The 17465-nt window shown below is 55.4% G+C and carries 16 protein-coding genes; all 16 read right to left on the bottom strand.

All coding sequences use genetic code 11. The annotated features are described in order from the left end of the window. Positions 1–9: 9 nt before the first annotated feature. On the bottom strand, positions 10–1488 hold the full coding sequence (locus FND52_RS01285; RefSeq protein ID WP_144129067.1) for an MOP flippase family protein: 1479 nt from the start codon (positions 1486–1488) through the stop codon (positions 10–12). Positions 1489–1497: 9 nt separating this feature from the next. Next, positions 1498–2892: an undecaprenyl-phosphate glucose phosphotransferase gene (wcaJ, locus tag FND52_RS01280; protein ID WP_125292411.1), complete on the bottom strand. Its 1395-nt coding sequence runs from the start codon at positions 2890–2892 to the stop codon at positions 1498–1500. A 101-nt stretch (positions 2893–2993) separates the two neighbouring features. After that, positions 2994–4439, bottom strand: a complete 1446-nt coding sequence (gene cpsB, locus FND52_RS01275; RefSeq protein WP_125292412.1) for a mannose-1-phosphate guanyltransferase — start codon at positions 4437–4439, stop codon at positions 2994–2996. A gap of 3 nt (positions 4440–4442) precedes the next feature. Then, positions 4443–5663, bottom strand: a complete 1221-nt coding sequence (gene wcaI / locus FND52_RS01270) for a colanic acid biosynthesis fucosyltransferase WcaI (protein WP_144129066.1) — start codon at positions 5661–5663, stop codon at positions 4443–4445. Then, on the bottom strand, positions 5660–6139 hold the full coding sequence (locus FND52_RS01265) for a GDP-mannose mannosyl hydrolase (protein ID WP_144129065.1): 480 nt from the start codon (positions 6137–6139) through the stop codon (positions 5660–5662). The genes wcaI and FND52_RS01265 overlap by 4 nt, the downstream gene beginning before the upstream one ends. Positions 6140–6141: 2 nt before the next feature. Further along, entirely contained in the window at positions 6142–7107 is a 966-nt protein-coding gene (gene fcl, locus FND52_RS01260; RefSeq protein WP_125292415.1) for a GDP-L-fucose synthase, read from the bottom strand. Between the two features lie 2 nt (positions 7108–7109). Beyond that, positions 7110–8231: a GDP-mannose 4,6-dehydratase gene (gmd, locus tag FND52_RS01255; protein WP_144129064.1), complete on the bottom strand. Its 1122-nt coding sequence runs from the start codon at positions 8229–8231 to the stop codon at positions 7110–7112. Between the two features lie 34 nt (positions 8232–8265). Beyond that, positions 8266–8823, bottom strand: a complete 558-nt coding sequence (wcaF, locus tag FND52_RS01250; RefSeq protein ID WP_144129063.1) for a colanic acid biosynthesis acetyltransferase WcaF — start codon at positions 8821–8823, stop codon at positions 8266–8268. Positions 8824–8933: 110 nt separating this feature from the next. Beyond that, positions 8934–9686 carry a colanic acid biosynthesis glycosyltransferase WcaE gene (gene wcaE / locus FND52_RS01245; protein ID WP_144129062.1) on the bottom strand — a complete coding sequence of 251 codons (753 nt, stop codon included), beginning with the start codon at positions 9684–9686 and terminating at the stop codon, positions 8934–8936. Between the two features lie 2 nt (positions 9687–9688). Further along, positions 9689–10918 (bottom strand): colanic acid polymerase WcaD, encoded by a 1230-nt coding sequence (gene wcaD / locus FND52_RS01240; protein ID WP_144129061.1) that lies wholly within the window; start codon positions 10916–10918, stop codon positions 9689–9691. After that, positions 10893–12110: a colanic acid biosynthesis glycosyltransferase WcaC gene (gene wcaC, locus FND52_RS01235; RefSeq protein WP_144129060.1), complete on the bottom strand. Its 1218-nt coding sequence runs from the start codon at positions 12108–12110 to the stop codon at positions 10893–10895. The genes wcaD and wcaC overlap by 26 nt, the downstream gene beginning before the upstream one ends. Beyond that, a complete protein-coding gene (gene wcaB / locus FND52_RS01230) occupies positions 12107–12595 on the bottom strand; it encodes a colanic acid biosynthesis acetyltransferase WcaB (RefSeq protein ID WP_144129821.1) in 489 nt (162 codons plus the stop codon). The genes wcaC and wcaB overlap by 4 nt, the downstream gene beginning before the upstream one ends. Before the next feature lie 2 nt (positions 12596–12597). After that, on the bottom strand, positions 12598–13443 hold the full coding sequence (gene wcaA / locus FND52_RS01225) for a colanic acid biosynthesis glycosyltransferase WcaA (RefSeq protein ID WP_144129059.1): 846 nt from the start codon (positions 13441–13443) through the stop codon (positions 12598–12600). 67 nt (positions 13444–13510) lie between these two features. After that, positions 13511–15670: a tyrosine-protein kinase Wzc gene (gene wzc, locus FND52_RS01220; protein WP_144129058.1), complete on the bottom strand. Its 2160-nt coding sequence runs from the start codon at positions 15668–15670 to the stop codon at positions 13511–13513. Positions 15671–15672: 2 nt separating this feature from the next. Beyond that, a complete protein-coding gene (gene wzb, locus FND52_RS01215) occupies positions 15673–16116 on the bottom strand; it encodes a low molecular weight protein-tyrosine-phosphatase Wzb (protein ID WP_125292423.1) in 444 nt (147 codons plus the stop codon). 5 nt (positions 16117–16121) lie between these two features. After that, positions 16122–17261 (bottom strand): polysaccharide export protein, encoded by a 1140-nt coding sequence (locus FND52_RS01210; RefSeq protein ID WP_125292424.1) that lies wholly within the window; start codon positions 17259–17261, stop codon positions 16122–16124. Positions 17262–17465 lie beyond the last annotated feature (204 nt).

Below are 17465 nucleotides of genomic sequence, written 5' to 3'. Positions count from 1 at the left end.
GGCCAGACGTCAGCCTGCACGCAGCAGCACTTTGAGTGTTTTGTTGCGACAAAAAGGGCGTTTTACTTCAACAACCAGCGGATGGCGGGAGAGCGCGATGGTCAACGCCCAGGCCACAATGCCCGCCATGATTTGCGCGGCGAGCACCATCGCGGGCTGCCAGTGAGGCGCGAGCAAGATACCGGTGAAGTAGCTTGCCGCAACGGTGGGAATAACCAGGCGCAACGGCAGCCACAGGCTGTGTAGATACTCCCGGTAGCTCGGGCCCAGTACGGGTTTGAGCAGCACAAAATAGGTCAGGAAAACGTTGACGCTCTGGATAATCAAAAAGCCCAGCGTCACGCCGATCACGCCGTTCATCTTCCCTCCGACAATAATCGCCGGAATAAACAGAAAGGTTTTGAACAGGTTGAACTTAAAGCTTAAATCTACGCGCGACGTTGCCATCAGCAGCGAGCCGACCGGGTTACCCACGGCGCGCAATAATCCCACCACGCACAGCAGTTGCAGCACCGGCACGATGTCGATCCACTTTTCACCAAACAGCAGCGGCACTACGCGTTCAGAAACCACCAGCAGCCCCAGCAAGGCCGGGAAATTGATAATCCCCACCAGCGAGATCAGCTTATAAAAGTTGACCCGCAGCCGTACGGTGTCCTCCTGCATTTTGGCGAAGGCGGGAAACAGCACCCGGGTAATAATCGGGTTCAGCTTCGCCGGCGGGACCACCGCCAGATTCCAGGCCAGGTTAAAGCCCCCTGCCGCCGCCGCGCCTAAAATACGCGCCAGCACCAGGGTCGACAGATTGGTGTTGAGATAATTAATCAGGCTATCGGCGGTAAGCCACGCGCCGAATTTCAGGTTGGGTGCCACGGCGCGAAGAGAGAACTGGAGGCCGGGGCGGTAAATGTTGCGGCCAGCAAAACCAAACAGCGTGGTGCGGACCAGCGAGTTCACCAGATAACCGATAATCGCCATCATGGCGTTGGGCCAGAACCAGGCACCGAGGGTGGTGACGCTAAATCCGGCCAGCACCGAGCAGGTTTCGATCAGGCCGATTTTGTTGAACTCCAGCTCTTTTTGCATCAGCGCGCGGTACTGTAGGCCGTGGGGGATGACGATAAACGCCAGAGACAGCGTTTTAATCAGCGGTGCCAGATCGGGATTGCGCAGCACCGCCGCCAGGGTGTCGCTGAGCAGGAACACGCCCGCGCACACCGCCCATCCGAGGCCGACATTCAGCCAGTAGAGCGTCGACAGCTCCAGCCGGGTAATGTTTTTACGCTGGATAATGGAGTTGGCGATGCCAAAATCCGACAGCGTATCCGCCAGCGCGATGATCACCAGCGAAATGGTCAGCAAACCAAACTGATGCTCATTCATCAGCCGCGCCAGCAATGTCATCTGGATCAGGCCAAGGGCGATAATCGCCACGGTGGACATCGCAGACCACTTGGCCCCGCTAATGGTTTTTTCTCTCAGGCTCATGGACTTTCCTTAGTACGCGGCTTTATTCACAAAGCCTTTAAAAACTGTGAGAAAAACAATGCGGATATCGAACCACAGGCTCCATTCGCGGATGTATTCCAGGTCGAACTCGATGCGCTTTTCCATTTTCTCCAGCGTGTCGGTTTCACCGCGCCAGCCGTTGATTTGCGCCCAGCCGGTGATGCCCGGTTTCACTTTGTGGCGCAGCATGTAGCCTTCAATCAGTTCGCGATACTGCTCGTTATGCGCCACGGCGTGCGGGCGCGGCCCGACGATGGACATACTGCCGGTCAGCACATTGATGAACTGCGGAAGCTCGTCCAGCGACGTGCGGCGCAGGAAGTTACCCACCGGGGTCACACGGGGATCGTTTTGCGTGGCCTGGGTGACTACCGCGGCGTTCTCCATCACCTTCATCGAGCGGAATTTCCACACCATGATCGGCTTACCGTCCATGCCGTAGCGGGTCTGGCGGAAAATTACCGGGCCTTTGGAGGTCATTTTCACCGCCAGGGCGATACAGCAAAGCACCGGCGAGATCAGCAGCAGGATCAGCGAGGCAAGCACGATATCTTCCGCCCGCTTCAGCAGGCGGTTAATGCCGTTAAGCGGGGTATCAAACAGCGGCACCACCGGTACGCCGTTGACCTCATCGGTGCGCGAATGAAGGATATTGAAGGTGAACACGTCCGGGATCAGCATCACCGAGCAAGTGGTGTCGGAAAGCTGGCGCACCAGTTGCCTGATGCGGACCTCATCGCTCATCGCCATGGCGATATAGATATTGTGGATTTTGCCGGTCTTCGCGTCGTCCACCAGCTGTTGCAGATTTCCGGCCCAGTATTGCGATACGCCGCCCGGCTGCGGGTCGTGGTACACACCGGCCACGTCAAAACCGAGCCACGGCTCGTTCTGGAAGCTTTGCACCAGCTCCATACCGACCGGCAGCGTCCCGGCGATGGCAACCCGACGGGTGTTGTAGCCGCGATTGCGCAACCAGCCTGCACCGAAGCGGATGCAGGAACGGCAGACCAGCAGCCCAACGGTCGACAGTAAATACCAGGCGAACCACACGGCGAACCGGGTATTAAAATCATCGTTGAAGGCCAGCAGCCCGGCACTGAATATCAGGCTTAGCGTCCAGTTTTGCAGCAGCAGCGTCAGCTCGGTAGTGATTTTCACCCCACGCCAGGAGCGGTAAAAGTCCGTGATCCCGCCGATCATCTGGAACACCACCAGCGTCAACAGCGCAATCAATAAGTACATATATAAAAATGGCAAACCATTGATTTTGCAGATTATCCACAAGCCGCCAAACATAATGGCGATATCAGAAAACCGCTGCACCATTGAGATTAACGATGCATTTGTTTTGGCTCGCTCGCGCTTTTTTAGCGTTGTCATCGTTGGTCCTGTTAGTCGCGCTTACGCGCTGGAATGGGGATAAGCGGGGGCGTATGTCCGCAAATCACGCTTACGGACATGCGCTATCAGACTAACTTTGCTTAAACACCTCTCCCGTCGCGATCCTCAAAACGCACAATATCGTCCTCTTCGAGATAGGCTCCGGAACGAACTTCAATGAGATCAAGGGGGATCTTGCCCGGATTTTCCAGACGGTGTGGTGTACCAAAGGGGATGTAGATGGATTCGTTTTCACCAAGCAAACGGACTTCTCCGTTCATGGTGACCTGTGCTGTACCCGCTACGACAATCCAGTGCTCGGCACGATGATGGTGCATTCTCAGAGAGAATCCCTCGCCTGGTTTCACCCGAATGCGTTTCACCTGATAACGCTCGCCTTCGTCGATAGAGTCATATTTTCCCCACGGACGAAAAACTTCGCGGTGGATGTGATGTTCATGGCGACCATCAGCTTTGAGCTGTTCCACCACCTTTTTCACATCCTGAACCTGGTTGCGGTCGGCGATCAGTACCGCATCTTTGGTTTGCACCACGACCAGATCTTTAACCCCTACAGTGGTAACCAGCCCAGATTCAGCGTAGACATAGCTATTCTCGGTTTGATGGCTGATCACATCACCGTGATGCACATTACCTTCCGGGGTACGGTTGCTGATTTCCCACAGTGAGGACCAGGACCCTACGTCGCTCCATCCGGCATTCATCGGCACCACAACTGCGTCATCAGTATGTTCCATTACCGCGTAATCAATGGACTCGTCGGGGCAGGAACGAAAGGCTTCTTCATTAATGCGCACAAAATCAAGGTCGGGATCAACGGTATCCATCGCCTGCTGGCAAGCCGCCATAATGTCAGGACGATATTTTTCTAATTCCTCAAGATAGCGACCCGCACGGAACAGAAACATGCCGCTGTTCCAGTAATAATCTCCGCTTGAGAGATACGCTTGCGCAGTGGACAAATCTGGTTTTTCAACGAATTCCGCTACGTCAAAAGCCACTGCATCAACTTTGATTTCTGCCTGGCAGACGCTACCGCGACGGATATAGCCATAACCGGTTTCCGGGGCGTCAGGCACAATACCGAAGGTCACCAGTTTACCGCCCACCGCCAGTGGGATTGCCGCCTGAACGGCATCATGAAATGCCTGTTCTTCCTGAATGATATGATCGGCGGCTAACACCAACATCAAGGGATCTTCATTTGGGCTAGTGCGCAACGCCGCCAGAGCCGCTAATGCCACAGCAGGCGCAGTATTGCGGCCAACGGGTTCGAGGATAATGTTTTCAGCCAGTTTGCCCAGATCGCGTAACTGCTCCGCCACAATGAATCGATGTTGTTCATTGCAAATCACAACCGGGTTTTTACATGCCACGCGATCCAGTCGGGAAACCGTCGCCTGTAGCATCGTAAGTTCGCCTTTCAGGCAAAGAAATTGCTTGGGATAAAGGACGCGGGACAGCGGCCATAAGCGGCTACCTGAGCCTCCCGCCATAATAACCGGATAAAGAGTGGACTGATTCATGGCTTAACCCCGTATATTTTCAATAAATTGGCTTAGCACGCTCTCTTTTTCGAGCATGCGTTCGGCATATTCACGTGCCAGCGTGTTGTTGACTGGCATCTGTAACGCGCTTGCGATGCCCTGCTCCAGCGCATCCACCGATTCCGGCTCCACGCACACCGCGATGCCCGGCGTGGTCAGGCAAAGTTGACCGAGTTCAGTGTGCGTTTCGGCGGTGATCACCGCGTTGCCGCCCACCGCCAGAATATTGGTTAACTTAGAAGGTAATACCGCGTCTGCGGCACCCCGCCGCTGGATCACCAGATGGCAATCAGCCAGCGCCAGCAGCGCCGGTAAATCCTCATACGGCTGTAATGGCATAAACTGCACGTTAGCCAGCTCGCGCTGGGCGACCAGCGCTTCCAGCCGCGCCTTATCGCCACCCTGCCCGACAATTAAAAACAGCCACGACTGCGAGCGGGCGCGATCCGCCACCTCTATCAGGTTCTCAAGCCCCTGTTTTTCACCGATATTGCCGGAATAAAGCACAATCTGTTTATCCGCCGGGAGCGCCAGCCGTTGACGCAGCGCCGCCACGTCAGCGCCAGGCACATCGCGAAAGCGCGCGACTTCTGACCAGTTAGGGAAAAAGATAGTGCGCTCGGGCGGCACGCCTTTCTCGGTAGCTTTGTTGATCATTGAGCGGGAAATAGTCGAGACGTTATCCACGCCCAGCAGGCCGCTGCGCTCAAACGCCGCCGCCAGCTTCGCCACCGCGCCGCGTTTACCGCCCGCCATGCCGAGCCCCAGCATGGCGTCCACTTCATAATCCTGAATATGCAGCAGGGTTTTCGCGCCAGAGAGTTTTGCCAGCAGGCGCATACCCGGCGTGCAAAACAGCGTCGGCACCACGCCGATGATGCGGTCCGGCTTCCAGCGACGCTGGGACAGCAGCGGGAACAGCGAGCTGAGCGCAAAACTGCCGAGATGCATCAAACGCTTCACCGTGGAAGGCTGTTTCGGTACATACAGCGGGCAGCGCCAGACCGTAGCCGCGCCGGTTTCTTTACGCCAGCGCCAGGCCGAATAGTTTTCGCCCACCTGCCAGGCCGGGTAGTACGGCGGCGCGGTAATGACGCGCACGTCATGCCCCTGACGCGTCATCCACTCCACCATCTCGCCGGTGTATTTACCGATGCCGGTTAATTCCGGGGAGTAATTGATGCCGTACACCAGAATTTTCATAACCCCAGCACTCCGTCCTGAAGCGTCTCGTTAAAGTAGGCTCGGGTGTTGTAATGCACCTCTTCATCCTGAGCCAGCGCTGAGGATCTCCTCCAGCAATAGGCGTCATGCTGCTGCACCGGTAAATTGAGTTCTTCTTTACGAACCCGCAGCCGAAAGCCCAACACCACGTAATGGGTGGAAAAATCGCGGCCGGAAAAATTGTCTTCATAGAAGTGCTGCCAGATTCCAAAGAATTGTGCGTCACTGAGACAAAACCCCTGCCCTAGTTCTGCCAGGGTTAAGCGACTGAATGCCTGCTCCAGCGATTCGTCTTTTAGCACCCGCCCGCCAGGCACAAACCAGTAGCCCTGGGCGGGACGGTTAGTGCGTTTGCCCACCAGAAATTCGCCATGCTCGTTTTCTACGATCAGATCCAACGAAATCAGCGGCGTTAAACGCACTACGGTGGAAAACTGTTCATGATCGAGAAACATGTTTACCCCCGGAACTGCTGCTGATTTTCCTGAAACCACTGATAGGTACTGGCAAGCCCTTGCTCCAGTGATACCTCATGGAACCAGCCGAGATTGTGGAGCCGGGAGACATCAAGTAACTTGCGCGGCGTGCCATCAGGTTTGGTCGCATCAAACACGACACGGCCCCGATAACCGGTTACCTGAGCGACCGTTTGCGCCAGCTCGCGGATGGTGCAGTCCACCCCGGTGCCGACGTTAATGTGGGACAGCATCGGTTCGGTGTTTTCTTCCCACACTTCTTTGTCCAGCTCCATCACATGAATACTGGCGGCAGCCATATCATCCACATGTAAGAATTCACGCATCGGCGTGCCGCTGCCCCATACCACCACATCCGGCGCATTACTGATGGTTGCTTCGTGGAAACGGCGCAGCAAGGCTGGGATCACGTGAGAGTTGTTGGGATGAAAATTATCATTCGGACCATAAAGGTTGGTGGGCATCACCGAGCGGTAATCGCGACCATATTGCCGGTTATAGGATTCACATAGCTTGATGCCGGCAATTTTAGCGATAGCATAAGGTTCGTTTGTCGGTTCCAGCGTCCCTTGCAATAATTCGCTTTCCTTAATGGGCTGGTTAGCCAATTTTGGATAAATGCAGGAAGATCCCAGGAAAAGCAATTTAGCCACGTTATGTGTGTGCGCCGCGTGGATCACATTGCTTTCCATCATCATGTTTTCGTAAATAAAATCAGTCGGATAGCTGTTATTGGCAACGATCCCGCCAACCTTAGCGGCCGCCAGATAAACCTGATCAATCGCTTCGCTGGCAAAAAACGCGTTTACCGCCTGGGTATCCAGCAAGTTCAGCTCATCGCGGGTACGCAAAACCAGTTCGATATCGTCACGCTGTCCCAGTTGGCGAACAATAGCTGAACCCACCATGCCACGATGGCCCGCAACATAAACTCGTTGTTTTTTCATTATCAGGACTCCAGCGCGAGGGCGACTTCATAACCATGAGATTTAAGCAATACATGCTTTTTGGCCGCCTCAAGATCGGTTTGAATCATATCGGCCACCATCTCCTGCAACGTAATTTCCGGCTTCCAGCCCAATTTCTCATGAGCTTTGGTCGGGTCGCCCAGCAGGGTTTCTACTTCTGCAGGCCGGAAATAGCGCGGGTCGACGGCGATAATCACATCGCCCGGCTTCACGCCCGGCGCATCGTGGCCGGTCACCGACACCACAATGCCCTTCTCTTCCACGCCCTTGCCTTCAAAACGCAGTTTGATGCCGAGCTGCGCGGCAGCCATCTCCACAAATTCACGCACCGAATACTGCACGCCAGTGGCGATCACAAAGTCTTCCGGCTGCTCCTGTTGCAGCATCATCCACTGCATTTTCACGTAGTCTTTGGCGTGGCCCCAGTCGCGCAGGGAGTCCATGTTGCCGAGGTACAGGCAGGATTCGAGGCCCTGGGCGATGTTGGCGATGGCGCGGGTGATTTTGCGGGTCACGAAGGTTTCGCCACGGCGCGGGGATTCGTGGTTAAACAAAATGCCGTTGCAGGCGTACATGCCGTAGGATTCACGGTAGTTCACGGTGATCCAGTAGGCGTAAAGTTTGGCGACCGCATACGGCGAGCGCGGATAGAACGGCGTGGTCTCTTTCTGCGGGATCTCCTGCACCAGGCCATACAGCTCGGAGGTCGATGCCTGGTAGAAGCGCGTTTTCTTTTCCAGCCCCAGGAAACGGATCGCTTCTAACAGGCGCAGCGTGCCCATGGCATCCACATCGGCGGTGTATTCCGGGGATTCAAAAGAGACTGCCACGTGGCTCATCGCCCCGAGGTTGTAGACTTCATCCGGCTGCACTTCCTGGAGAATACGCGTCAGGTTGGAGGTATCCGTCAGATCGCCGTAATGCAGGTGGAATTTCGGGTTGCTGGCGTGCGGATCCTGATAAATATGGTCCACACGTTCGGTATTGAAAGACGAGGCGCGGCGCTTGATGCCGTGAACTTCGTAACCTTTTTCCAGCAACAGTTCGGCCAGATAGGAACCATCTTGTCCGGTTACACCCGTAATGAGAGCCACTTTACTCATGATTTACTTTTCCTCTGTTTAAATCGGGCCTGGTTTAACTAGCCAGACTGCTGTTTACACGCTCGCGAATAATTTCCGCTGGGTTACCTCGGCAAATCACATTGCCGGGTAACGATTTAAATACGCTGCTCCGCGCACCGACCACGGTGCCTTCGCCAATCGAAACGCCGGGCGCGACAAACACATCGGTCGCCAGCCAGCATTTCTCGCCAATCACAATCGGTTTGGCAAAAATATCGAAATGGGCACTCAAATAATCATGGCTGCCGGTGCATAAATAACTTCTCTGGGAAATAACCGCATTCGCGCCGATGGTAATATCACCCAGGGTATATAACACCGCGTCGTCGCCAATCCAGGCATAATCGCCCAGCGTTAATTTCCATGGGTAGGTAATTTTTACCGAAGGGCGAATCACCACCCCTTTACCAATTCGCGCACCAAACAGTCTTAATAAAAAAGCGCGCCAGCGATAGGCTATTTGCGGCGACCAGGCAAATAATGTTTTCTGTACCGCCCACCATAACTGAACTTTAACAGGATGCCCGCCGCGGAAATTTTTTGGAACCGAGAATCCTCTTAATTCTTGCATCGGTTTTCCTTATCTTTTAATTCACTATCGCGGGGGTAATTCAAAATTCAGGATGCAAATTCCCCCGCCCTGAAAAGAGCGTTAATTTAAGTGCCGCCGGTTATATAAAATTAATTTTTTTGGTACAGCGCTTTGGTTTTACCGGTGGTGCGTACGCGTAACCAATAAGAAAGCTCAGCCCAAAAGCCGGGCACACCTAAAATTGTGCGCTGAACGTTTTTCGCATCCCGGCATAATTCCAGATTATTGGAGGTGGAAACGCCGCCCATTGAAAACTCCGACACTAAACCATCGAGGCGTTTAAAGGGATAACCGGCTTTATACAGTTTTGCCGCCAGCGCATAATCAGACGAGACTTTATATTGCAGATCGTAAGGGTGAGATTTTAATCCCTGCATCGGGAAAAATATTGCCTGATGGCTGGCCGGTAAGCTGTGATAAATATACCAGCCCTGTTTAGCACTACGCCGGGTTTTATGACCGTTGCCGAAATCCAGCAGGGCATCACCAATGACCATCGCTGGCCGGTGCGCCGGGAGCGTCACCAGCTGGCGCACGAAATGCGCCACGTCAGGGTGAAACACATCCCCGGAGTTTAAAAAGAGGGCGTAATCGCCGTGAGCAAGCTGAATACCCTTATTCATGGCGTCATAAATGCCATTATCTTTTTCGCTGACAAAACGTAACTGGTACTGCCCGTTGAGGCTTTTCAGAAATTCCTCAGTACCGTCTGCGGAGCCGCCGTCCACCACAATCCATTCAAAATCGATTGATGGATCGGCTGCCAGATGCGCCAGCGATTGCCATGTTTTTTCTACCCCGGCAAGATTTTTCCAGGCCACCGTGATGACGCTTAATCGCATTGTTATTTCTCCTGCACGTGGGGCTGCCCGATGGCCTTGCGTAGAATAAACGGGCAGACAATTAAAAAGGCATATTCGGGGCTAAATATCGAACCGGTAAAGAACAGGGAAATCGGCGTGAATAACCACAGCTGCACCCGGTAATTAGGATTATCGCCAAAGGCGCGCGCTATCATTTTGCCGACTTTCCATAAATACCAGCCCGTTAAAATAACCGCCAGCCATGAAAAATAAATAATCAACAGATACAGACCATTGTCTATGGTTTTACCCACGTCCGCACCGTTAAATATTCCGAATGACGCCACATATTCGTAAAGCGAACCGAAACGCACTACTCCATCAATATGGGTTAAAGAATAACCGACCATCACCAGTGGACCGATAATACGATAATAGGATGACGAGCCTTCTGTCCCTAAATCGCCAATACGGGTAGCGATATAGGGAAACGCAAAAATCAACCCCACCATAAATACCGCCAGGGAAATAATCGCCAGCGGCAGTTTTTTACGCAGCGCATTTTTATTGAGATATTTAAACGCCCACTCCAGCAGATAAAACAGAATAAAAGTCATCACCCCAGAGAACGATCCCGAGAGAATAATACCTAACAGGATCATCGCATCGGCTTTCGGCGTTTTGAGGCCAAACTGTTTGATGCACAGCCAGATTGAGATTAGCGCCAGCGCGAAGAATGCCGGTTCAAAATAGAGCGCCGTGGTTCGCCTGCCGCCAAATTTAATAAAATTCATGACGTAGCTGTTGCTGTAGATCAGATATTTTGAGATGGCCTCCATTAGCGAACTGCCGCCGGTCAAAATAATCTGCGCCATTTCCGCACAGGCGATGGCGACGATAATGCCCGTTACCAGATAAAACAGCCGCAGCACCTTAGGGTAATTGCGCGGCGACAGGGTTTTAAAGCGAATGCTCCAGGTCATGCCGATAATAATCACGATATAGACGAACAGCATGGTCGAGGTGACGTATTTGGACGCATCCAGCGACTGACCAAACAGATAGTTGAATAGCGTCAGCCCGGCCCCCAGCCCCAGCGCGATCATCAGCTTCTTCAGATTGATGCGCTCGACGTACAGCAACAGCAGCACCGGCAAAAACGTCACCACCGTAATGGGAAAGCTCTCGCCCAGTTGCAGCAGCTTGACGTTAACCAGCAGATAAATCAGCGGCAGCAACAGATAGCTACAGACTCTGATAGAACGAGACATACTCCTCCAGCATCTGTTGGCCGCTGTAGGCCTCGCGACTGGCAGTTTTAAACGCCTCGAGAGACATCCCAAAGATAGATTCTGCGATCTGCGCGCGGTGTTGCTGCGCCAGCGCGATCGCGTCCTGCTCATCCACCGTGCGGCCACCGGATTTTTCCAGCACTTCCCGCGCCGCATCGCTGTGGGTGGCAATCACCGGCACGCCGATGGACAGGGCTTCGCACAGGATCAGCGGATAGTTATCCACCCGGGAGCTAAACAGCAGCGCATCCATCTGGTTCAGCTCGCCCATCAGCCGCCGCTTATCGGTGAGAAAACCGTGATTTACCACGTTGCTGCCTTCAAACGGCGAGAATTTACCGAAGGTGTGGACTTCCACCTTATCCCCCAGCGCGACGATATCGCGCACCAGCTGCTGGCGGGTTTTCCCGTCGTAGCGCAGGTCGTGAGCCACTACGGCGATTTTCGGCGCGCCGCTGGACGGCGACGGCGGCGGCAGCTCGGCGAGGATCGATTCGGTGGCGACGTCGATGCCGTTATTAATAATCTGGCAGCGGCCCGCGCCGTAGATCTGGTTGAACGCCTGGGCAACGTGCTGGCTGGGGGAGATGAACAGGCAACCCAGCGCCAGCATCTTGCGGAACAGAAAGCGCTTCGCCGCGATTTGCTGATGCGCGCGGTCAATTTTAACCGGTGGATAATTGGTGAGCGTCGGACATTTACCGCAGCCGCGGGTCCAGCCGTCGCAGCCGTCAAGAAAGGCGCAGCGCCCGGTGACGCTCCAGTGATCGTGCAGCGTCCAGACCAGCCGGACATCCGGCTTATGGGCCGTGACGCGCTCGGCAAACGCCACCACCTGTTCCAGATTCAGCCAGTAGCTGTGCAGCACGTGGAAATGTAGCACCACCGGCCCGGCGGTACGCGTTACCTTGCGGTACAACCCGTCCAGGTTGCCGAACAGGTCGCGATTAACAAACCGAAACAGCGCGATGTTAGCCACCGACGTCAGGCGCGGGGTGTGTTTTTCCACCTGGGCGTACTGCTGATGGCTAACGCTCTTCTTGCCGCCCTTGCCGTAGCCATAGATGAAGCGGGAGGCCAGCCCCTGCTGTAAAGCACGCTGATGCAGATCCAGCGCCACGCCCGCCGCGCCCCCTTCAGCGAGGCGCACGTTAAATTGCACAATGTTCATTTGATTACCTTCACGCGAGCTTTCTCGCCCGTCACCAGCGCGTTATCCGGCACGCTGTCCATCACCACGCTGCCCGCGCCGATGGTGGCGTGATGACCAATGGTGATATCGCCGATCAAAATGGCGTTCGCGCCCAGCTCCACGCCGTTGCCAATCACCGGGCAGGCCAGGCTGTCGCTGCCGCGATTGCCGATGGTGACGCCGTGGCGGATCACGAAGTCATCCCCCGCCACCACGTTTTTGTTGATCACCACCGCGTAGCCGTGATGAATGGTGAAGCGTCGGCCAATGGTCGCCGCCGCCTGGATTTCATAGCCGAACAGGCATTCGGTGACGATCCGGTACAGCACCAGCACTGGCGCGGCCCAAAGATTGTTGATGACGTTTTTCTTGCGCCATACCGAGCAAAAGTGTGCGATGCGGTAGGCCAGAACCATGCAGCACGGACGCAGGCTCCAGCTATTAGCGCGGCAGTCTTCCAGCAGCATTATTTCCCCCGCAGGCTGTAGGCCAGCCGTTTGGTATTGCGCAGCGACAGCAGCGTCAGGCAGGTGCGCCAGTTCATCCGTTTATTGCGGATCTGGTACAGGGTAAACAGCTGATACTTCTTGCTGGCCCGATCGAAAATCCCTTTGTGCTTGCGGTAAAACTGGAAGTAGCCGGAAAACTGTTTTGCCGATTTGGTGATCTGCATTTCACCGTGGTTGATATGCAGAATTTGGGTTGCGGCCTCGACTTTCCACGGCTCGCCGTAGCGCAGTACCATGCGCAGAAAGATGTCGTAATCCTGGGCCGCCGCCAGCGAGGTGTCGAACAGCGAAGCCTTAAAACGCCACGCCCAGCTGAATACCTGGTTGCCGATGATGTTGCGCTTGTAGAACAGCTTGCGCGACCATGGTGATTTCGGGTACAGCGGCAGGCTGGCCGGCTGGGTATAGACCTCACCTTCACAGACATAGTCGTTGGCGTAGAGGAAGGCGTGATCGTTAAGACGATGGGCCTCACGTAAAAACACCGACAGGCGCTCCGGCGTCCACTCATCGTCATCGTCGATGCCGGTAATAAATTCACCGCGCGCCTGCTGGATCGCCTGATTGCGCACCGCACAGGCGCCGCTGTTGATCTCATTGCGCACATAGGTTACGCGCGGATCGTTAAGCTGTTCGACAAACTCGCTGAGCTGCTGCCAGGAGGCGGAACAGTCGTCCACCACGATCATTTCCCAATGGTGGTAATCCTGACGCAGTACCGATTTGATGGCGCGGATCGCCAGCTGCTGGCGGTTCCATGTCGGCATATAGATTGAAATTAAAGGCCGTTGCGCGTGTGCCATGTTCCATTCCCCTGGCGTCAAAAAAGAGGTTGATGACGAATGCCCCCGGCGCGAACCGGGGCGCGGGTTATTTACTGTCCGACTGGTATTCGTACTCGTAGTAGCCGTAATCCTGATAGCCGGCGGCGCGGCGGAAGATGGAGTTGAGGATCACCCCTTTGACCGCAATGCCGTTCTGCTCGAAGCGGCCCAGGCTGGTTTCCACCTCTTTCAGGGTGTTAACGGCGTAACGCGCCACCATCAGGGTGGTGCCGGCATGGCGACCGGCAATCGCGGCATCGGTCACCGCGAGGATCGGCGGGGTATCGATGAGCACCAGGTCGTAATTTTTACTGGCCCAGGCGATCAGCGCGCCAAAGCGCTCGCTCATCAACAGTTCCGACGGGTTGGGCGGCACCTGGCCACGCGGCACCAGATCGAATCCGGCAATCGAAGTGGGACGCGCGCAGGAGGCGATATCGCCCTGCCCCGCCAGCACGTCCGACAGGCCGTTGACGTTGTTAGTACCCAGCAGCTCATGGGTGTAGCCCTTACGCATGTCACAGTCGATCAGCAATACCCGTTTATGGGTCTGGCTAATCACCGCCGCCAGGTTGGCACAGACGAAGGTTTTACCGATTGACGGGCTGACGCCGGTGAGCATCAGCACATTATTGTTGGCCTGCATCATGGCGAAATGCAGGCTGGTGCGCAGGCTGCGGATGGCCTCAATAGCCAGATCCGTCGGATTGCCCACCGCCAGCAGCTGGCTCTGCTTAAAACGCTTCACGCCCCTGATGGTTTTAACGCTATCCCGGGCTTTCTGCCATTCCGACAGCGGAATGCTGGCGTAAACGCTGATGCCCGACTCTTCCAGCACCTGCGGGCTTTCAATGCCGCGATTAAACAGCGAGCGCAGCAGTACGCCGACAATCGACAGCATCAGGCCCAGCAGAATGCTGCCGAGAATGATTAAGCCTTTTTTTGGTTTCAGCACGCCTGGCTGGGCGATGGCCGCATCGACGATGCGCACGTCGCCAACGGTGCTGGCCTCGGTGATTTTCAGCTCCTGCTGTTTATTCAGCAGTTGCATATACACCTGCTGACCGGATTCCACATCGCGGGTCAGGCGCACGATTTCCTGCTGGGTTTCCGGCATGGCGGTGACGCGGTTGTTCAGCCGCCCTTTTTCGTCCTCCAGCGCGCGGCGTTTTTCCAGCAGCGTGCGGTAGGCCGGGTGCGCTTTGGTGTACAGCTTGGAGATTTCCGCTTCTTTAAAGGTCAGTTCGTTGAGCTGGGCGTCGATATTGACCATGGAATCCAGCACCGCTTTGGCTTCCAGCGGCAGATCGACCGAATCTTTCTTCTGGCGATAGGCGTTGAGTTTATTTTCCGCCTCATCCAGCCGGGCGCGCACTTCCGGCAACTGCTTCGCCAGGAACGCCAGGCTTTTTGATGCCTCTTCGGATTTGCGCTCGACGTTCTGCTCCAGATAGTTGCGGGTGATGCTGTTTAAAATCGCGCGGATTTGATCCCGGTCTTCGCCGGTAAAGGTCAGGCTCAGCACCCCGGTGTCTTTGCCGTTTTCGGTGACCGTCAGGCTGTTCTTGAGCTGATTGATCATGCCGAGGGTGGAGTATTTGGTGACCGTAAACTCGCTGCCGGTTTGCGCCTTGATCGCCTTAACCAGCAGGGTCACGCCCTGTTTGTTCAGCGGCTCGCCCACTTTCCCCTGGGCGCTAAACCCGTCGTCGCTGGTCAACTGATACTGCTGCGGCCCCAGCACTTCCAGAGTAAAGGTGGCTTTCGCCATTCCGGCGGGTAGCGTAAAGGTCTCAACCGCGACCGTATCGTTCTGGCGGCCCATCAGGCGATCCCAGCCTGCGCCAAACAGCGGAAAACTGTTTTTCTCGACGGCGATGTCCAGGTTGAGATCGTCAACGGTTTTGCCCAGCACCAGCCGCGACTGGATCAGCTGGATTTCGGCGTCTGAGGCGGGCGGTTTGTCCGATAACGCGCTATTGATGTCCTGCACGATAGAGTTGCCGGTGTTTTGTTCGATTTGCACCAGCGCGTCGGCGCTGTAGATAGGCGTGGCGAACATCACGTACACCGTCGCCAGCAGTGCAAACGCGGCGGTGATGCCCAGCACCCACCAGCGGGCTTCAATCACGGTGCCGATCAGGCGCCCGATATCAATTTCATCGCTGCCTTCGGTCGCGGAGGCGGCATTCATTTTTGCTGTCATGGTTATCCCTGCTGAGGTTTCAGTGCCTGCGCCCAACGCCGGGCGGAATCGTCCAGCATCGTGTAAACCGCCTCGAATGCCTCGGCGCTTTTACGATACGGATCGGGGATTTCGCGCGCTTCATCCCAGTGACCAAACAGCATCACTTTGCCGCGCATCTCCGGTGCCATATCGCACAGCCGCGCGATATGGCGCTTTTCCATGGCGAGGATCAAATCGTAATCGCGGCACATCGCCCCGGTGACCTGGCGGGCGCTATGGCCCTCCAGGGAAAGCGCATGCGCAGCAGCAACCTGCCCGGCACGTTCATCAGCACCTTTACCCACCAGCGCGCCAAGCCCGGCAGAAGCGACCGTTAACTCGGGCAGATAGTGTTTCAGTAGCCGCTCTGCCGTGGGGGAACGGCAAATGTTGCCCACGCACACCACAAGAATTTTGTTGAACATAACGGTTACCAGTTGTGGAGATCGCTGGCTGTGTCCGTCATATAACGGACGCCACTGATGGTCGGCAGCAATTGGTTGATCAGGCGGTTCCAGCGCGCGACCGGCGCGGTGGTCACGTACACCACGTCATACGGCTGGAGGCGGAATTCCGTCGCCATCACCAGCGAGGTGGCATCGGACATATCAAGCTGGTAGATATTGGCGATCTTGCCGTTGGCGCTGCCCTTGCCTTTCAGCGGACGGATCACGAAGATGCCGCTGGCGTTGGAGGTGGTGAGGTCGATGCCTTCCGCCTGGCCGAGCGCTTCGGTTAGCGTCATGCCGCTGAAGTCCATTTTGAGCGTGGACTGTTTCTTCACTTCGCCCATCACGAACACTTTCAGATCGTCATTACGCGGCACGAACAAAATATCGCCGGGATACAGCAGATGGTTCTGGCTGAGGTCGCCGTTTTGCATCAGCGCCTGCAACGAGAGGCGCTGCTCTTTACCGTTATGGGTCAGCACCACGTTGCGCCAGTCGGCGTTTTCGGTCAGGCCGCCTGCGGCGTTGATGGCATCCAGCACCGTCAGCGGCACGTTGGTGATCGGCTGCTGGCCTGATTTATTGACCTGGCCGGAGATATACGCTTTTTGCGAGCGGAACGCGGCGATATTAACGTCCACCTGCGGGTCAGCGATGTACTGCGCTAAACGGCCGGTAATATCACTACGGATTTCGGACAGGGATTTACCCGCGACATGCACTTTGCCGATATAGGGATAGAACATGCTGCCATCCGGCTGAACCCAGTTACCGGCGTCGCTGGAGCTGCGGTACTGACCAGCGGGGGTGGTGAGCTCCGGATGGTCCCACACGGTGACGTTCAGCACATCCCCTGGCCCAACGCGGTATTGATACTGGGCGATTTCCTGGTCAAGGGACATATTCGGCTGCGCGACATTGGGGCGCGGGCGCAATTGCTCAACCAGTCTCGGCGTCAGCGGGTAAACGTTGACCATTTTATCCAGGTCAAAGTCGGCATCCTGCTGGCGAATAACATCTTTGCCCATTGTCGACATATTACTGCCGGGTAACACCGTACACCCGCTCATTAAGGCGACCGACACCAATAATGGCATCAATTTCAATCTTGATTTCGTCATTGATTATTTTCACTTTGGCAGAGTATTAATTCCGGTCGGATAAATAAGTCGCTTCCCAACACGCCGATAAACCATGCGCGGAAATCACAATAAAAATAATTGGAATCATTCCTAAAAACGGACTTAATTAAACGAAGGTTTTCGACAGCGTAATTAAAGCTTACCGATGGCCTTCAGGCACGCTACCGCCCCTGGCTTTCAGCT

It is taken from the genome of Atlantibacter subterraneus (assembly GCF_007570865.1).
GTDB lineage: Bacteria > Pseudomonadota > Gammaproteobacteria > Enterobacterales > Enterobacteriaceae > Atlantibacter > Atlantibacter subterraneus.
The sequence above is the reverse complement of the archived record's forward strand: the minus strand, read 5'-3'. Positions and strand labels throughout refer to the sequence as shown.

Coding starts and splice junctions, on each gene's coding strand:
- FND52_RS01285 (WP_144129067.1), bottom strand. CDS start 1,488: ATGAGCCTGAGAGAAAAAACCATTAGCGGGGCCAAGTGGTCTGCGATG.
- wcaJ (WP_125292411.1), bottom strand. CDS start 2,892: ATGACAACGCTAAAAAAGCGCGAGCGAGCCAAAACAAATGCATCGTTA.
- cpsB (WP_125292412.1), bottom strand. CDS start 4,439: ATGAATCAGTCCACTCTTTATCCGGTTATTATGGCGGGAGGCTCAGGT.
- wcaI (WP_144129066.1), bottom strand. CDS start 5,663: ATGAAAATTCTGGTGTACGGCATCAATTACTCCCCGGAATTAACCGGC.
- FND52_RS01265 (WP_144129065.1), bottom strand. CDS start 6,139: ATGTTTCTCGATCATGAACAGTTTTCCACCGTAGTGCGTTTAACGCCG.
- fcl (WP_125292415.1), bottom strand. CDS start 7,107: ATGAAAAAACAACGAGTTTATGTTGCGGGCCATCGTGGCATGGTGGGT.
- gmd (WP_144129064.1), bottom strand. CDS start 8,231: ATGAGTAAAGTGGCTCTCATTACGGGTGTAACCGGACAAGATGGTTCC.
- wcaF (WP_144129063.1), bottom strand. CDS start 8,823: ATGCAAGAATTAAGAGGATTCTCGGTTCCAAAAAATTTCCGCGGCGGG.
- wcaE (WP_144129062.1), bottom strand. CDS start 9,686: ATGCGATTAAGCGTCATCACGGTGGCCTGGAAAAATCTTGCCGGGGTA.
- wcaD (WP_144129061.1), bottom strand. CDS start 10,918: ATGTCTCGTTCTATCAGAGTCTGTAGCTATCTGTTGCTGCCGCTGATT.
- wcaC (WP_144129060.1), bottom strand. CDS start 12,110: ATGAACATTGTGCAATTTAACGTGCGCCTCGCTGAAGGGGGCGCGGCG.
- wcaA (WP_144129059.1), bottom strand. CDS start 13,443: ATGGCACACGCGCAACGGCCTTTAATTTCAATCTATATGCCGACATGG.
- wzc (WP_144129058.1), bottom strand. CDS start 15,670: ATGACAGCAAAAATGAATGCCGCCTCCGCGACCGAAGGCAGCGATGAA.
- wzb (WP_125292423.1), bottom strand. CDS start 16,116: ATGTTCAACAAAATTCTTGTGGTGTGCGTGGGCAACATTTGCCGTTCC.
- FND52_RS01210 (WP_125292424.1), bottom strand. CDS start 17,261: ATGACGAAATCAAGATTGAAATTGATGCCATTATTGGTGTCGGTCGCC.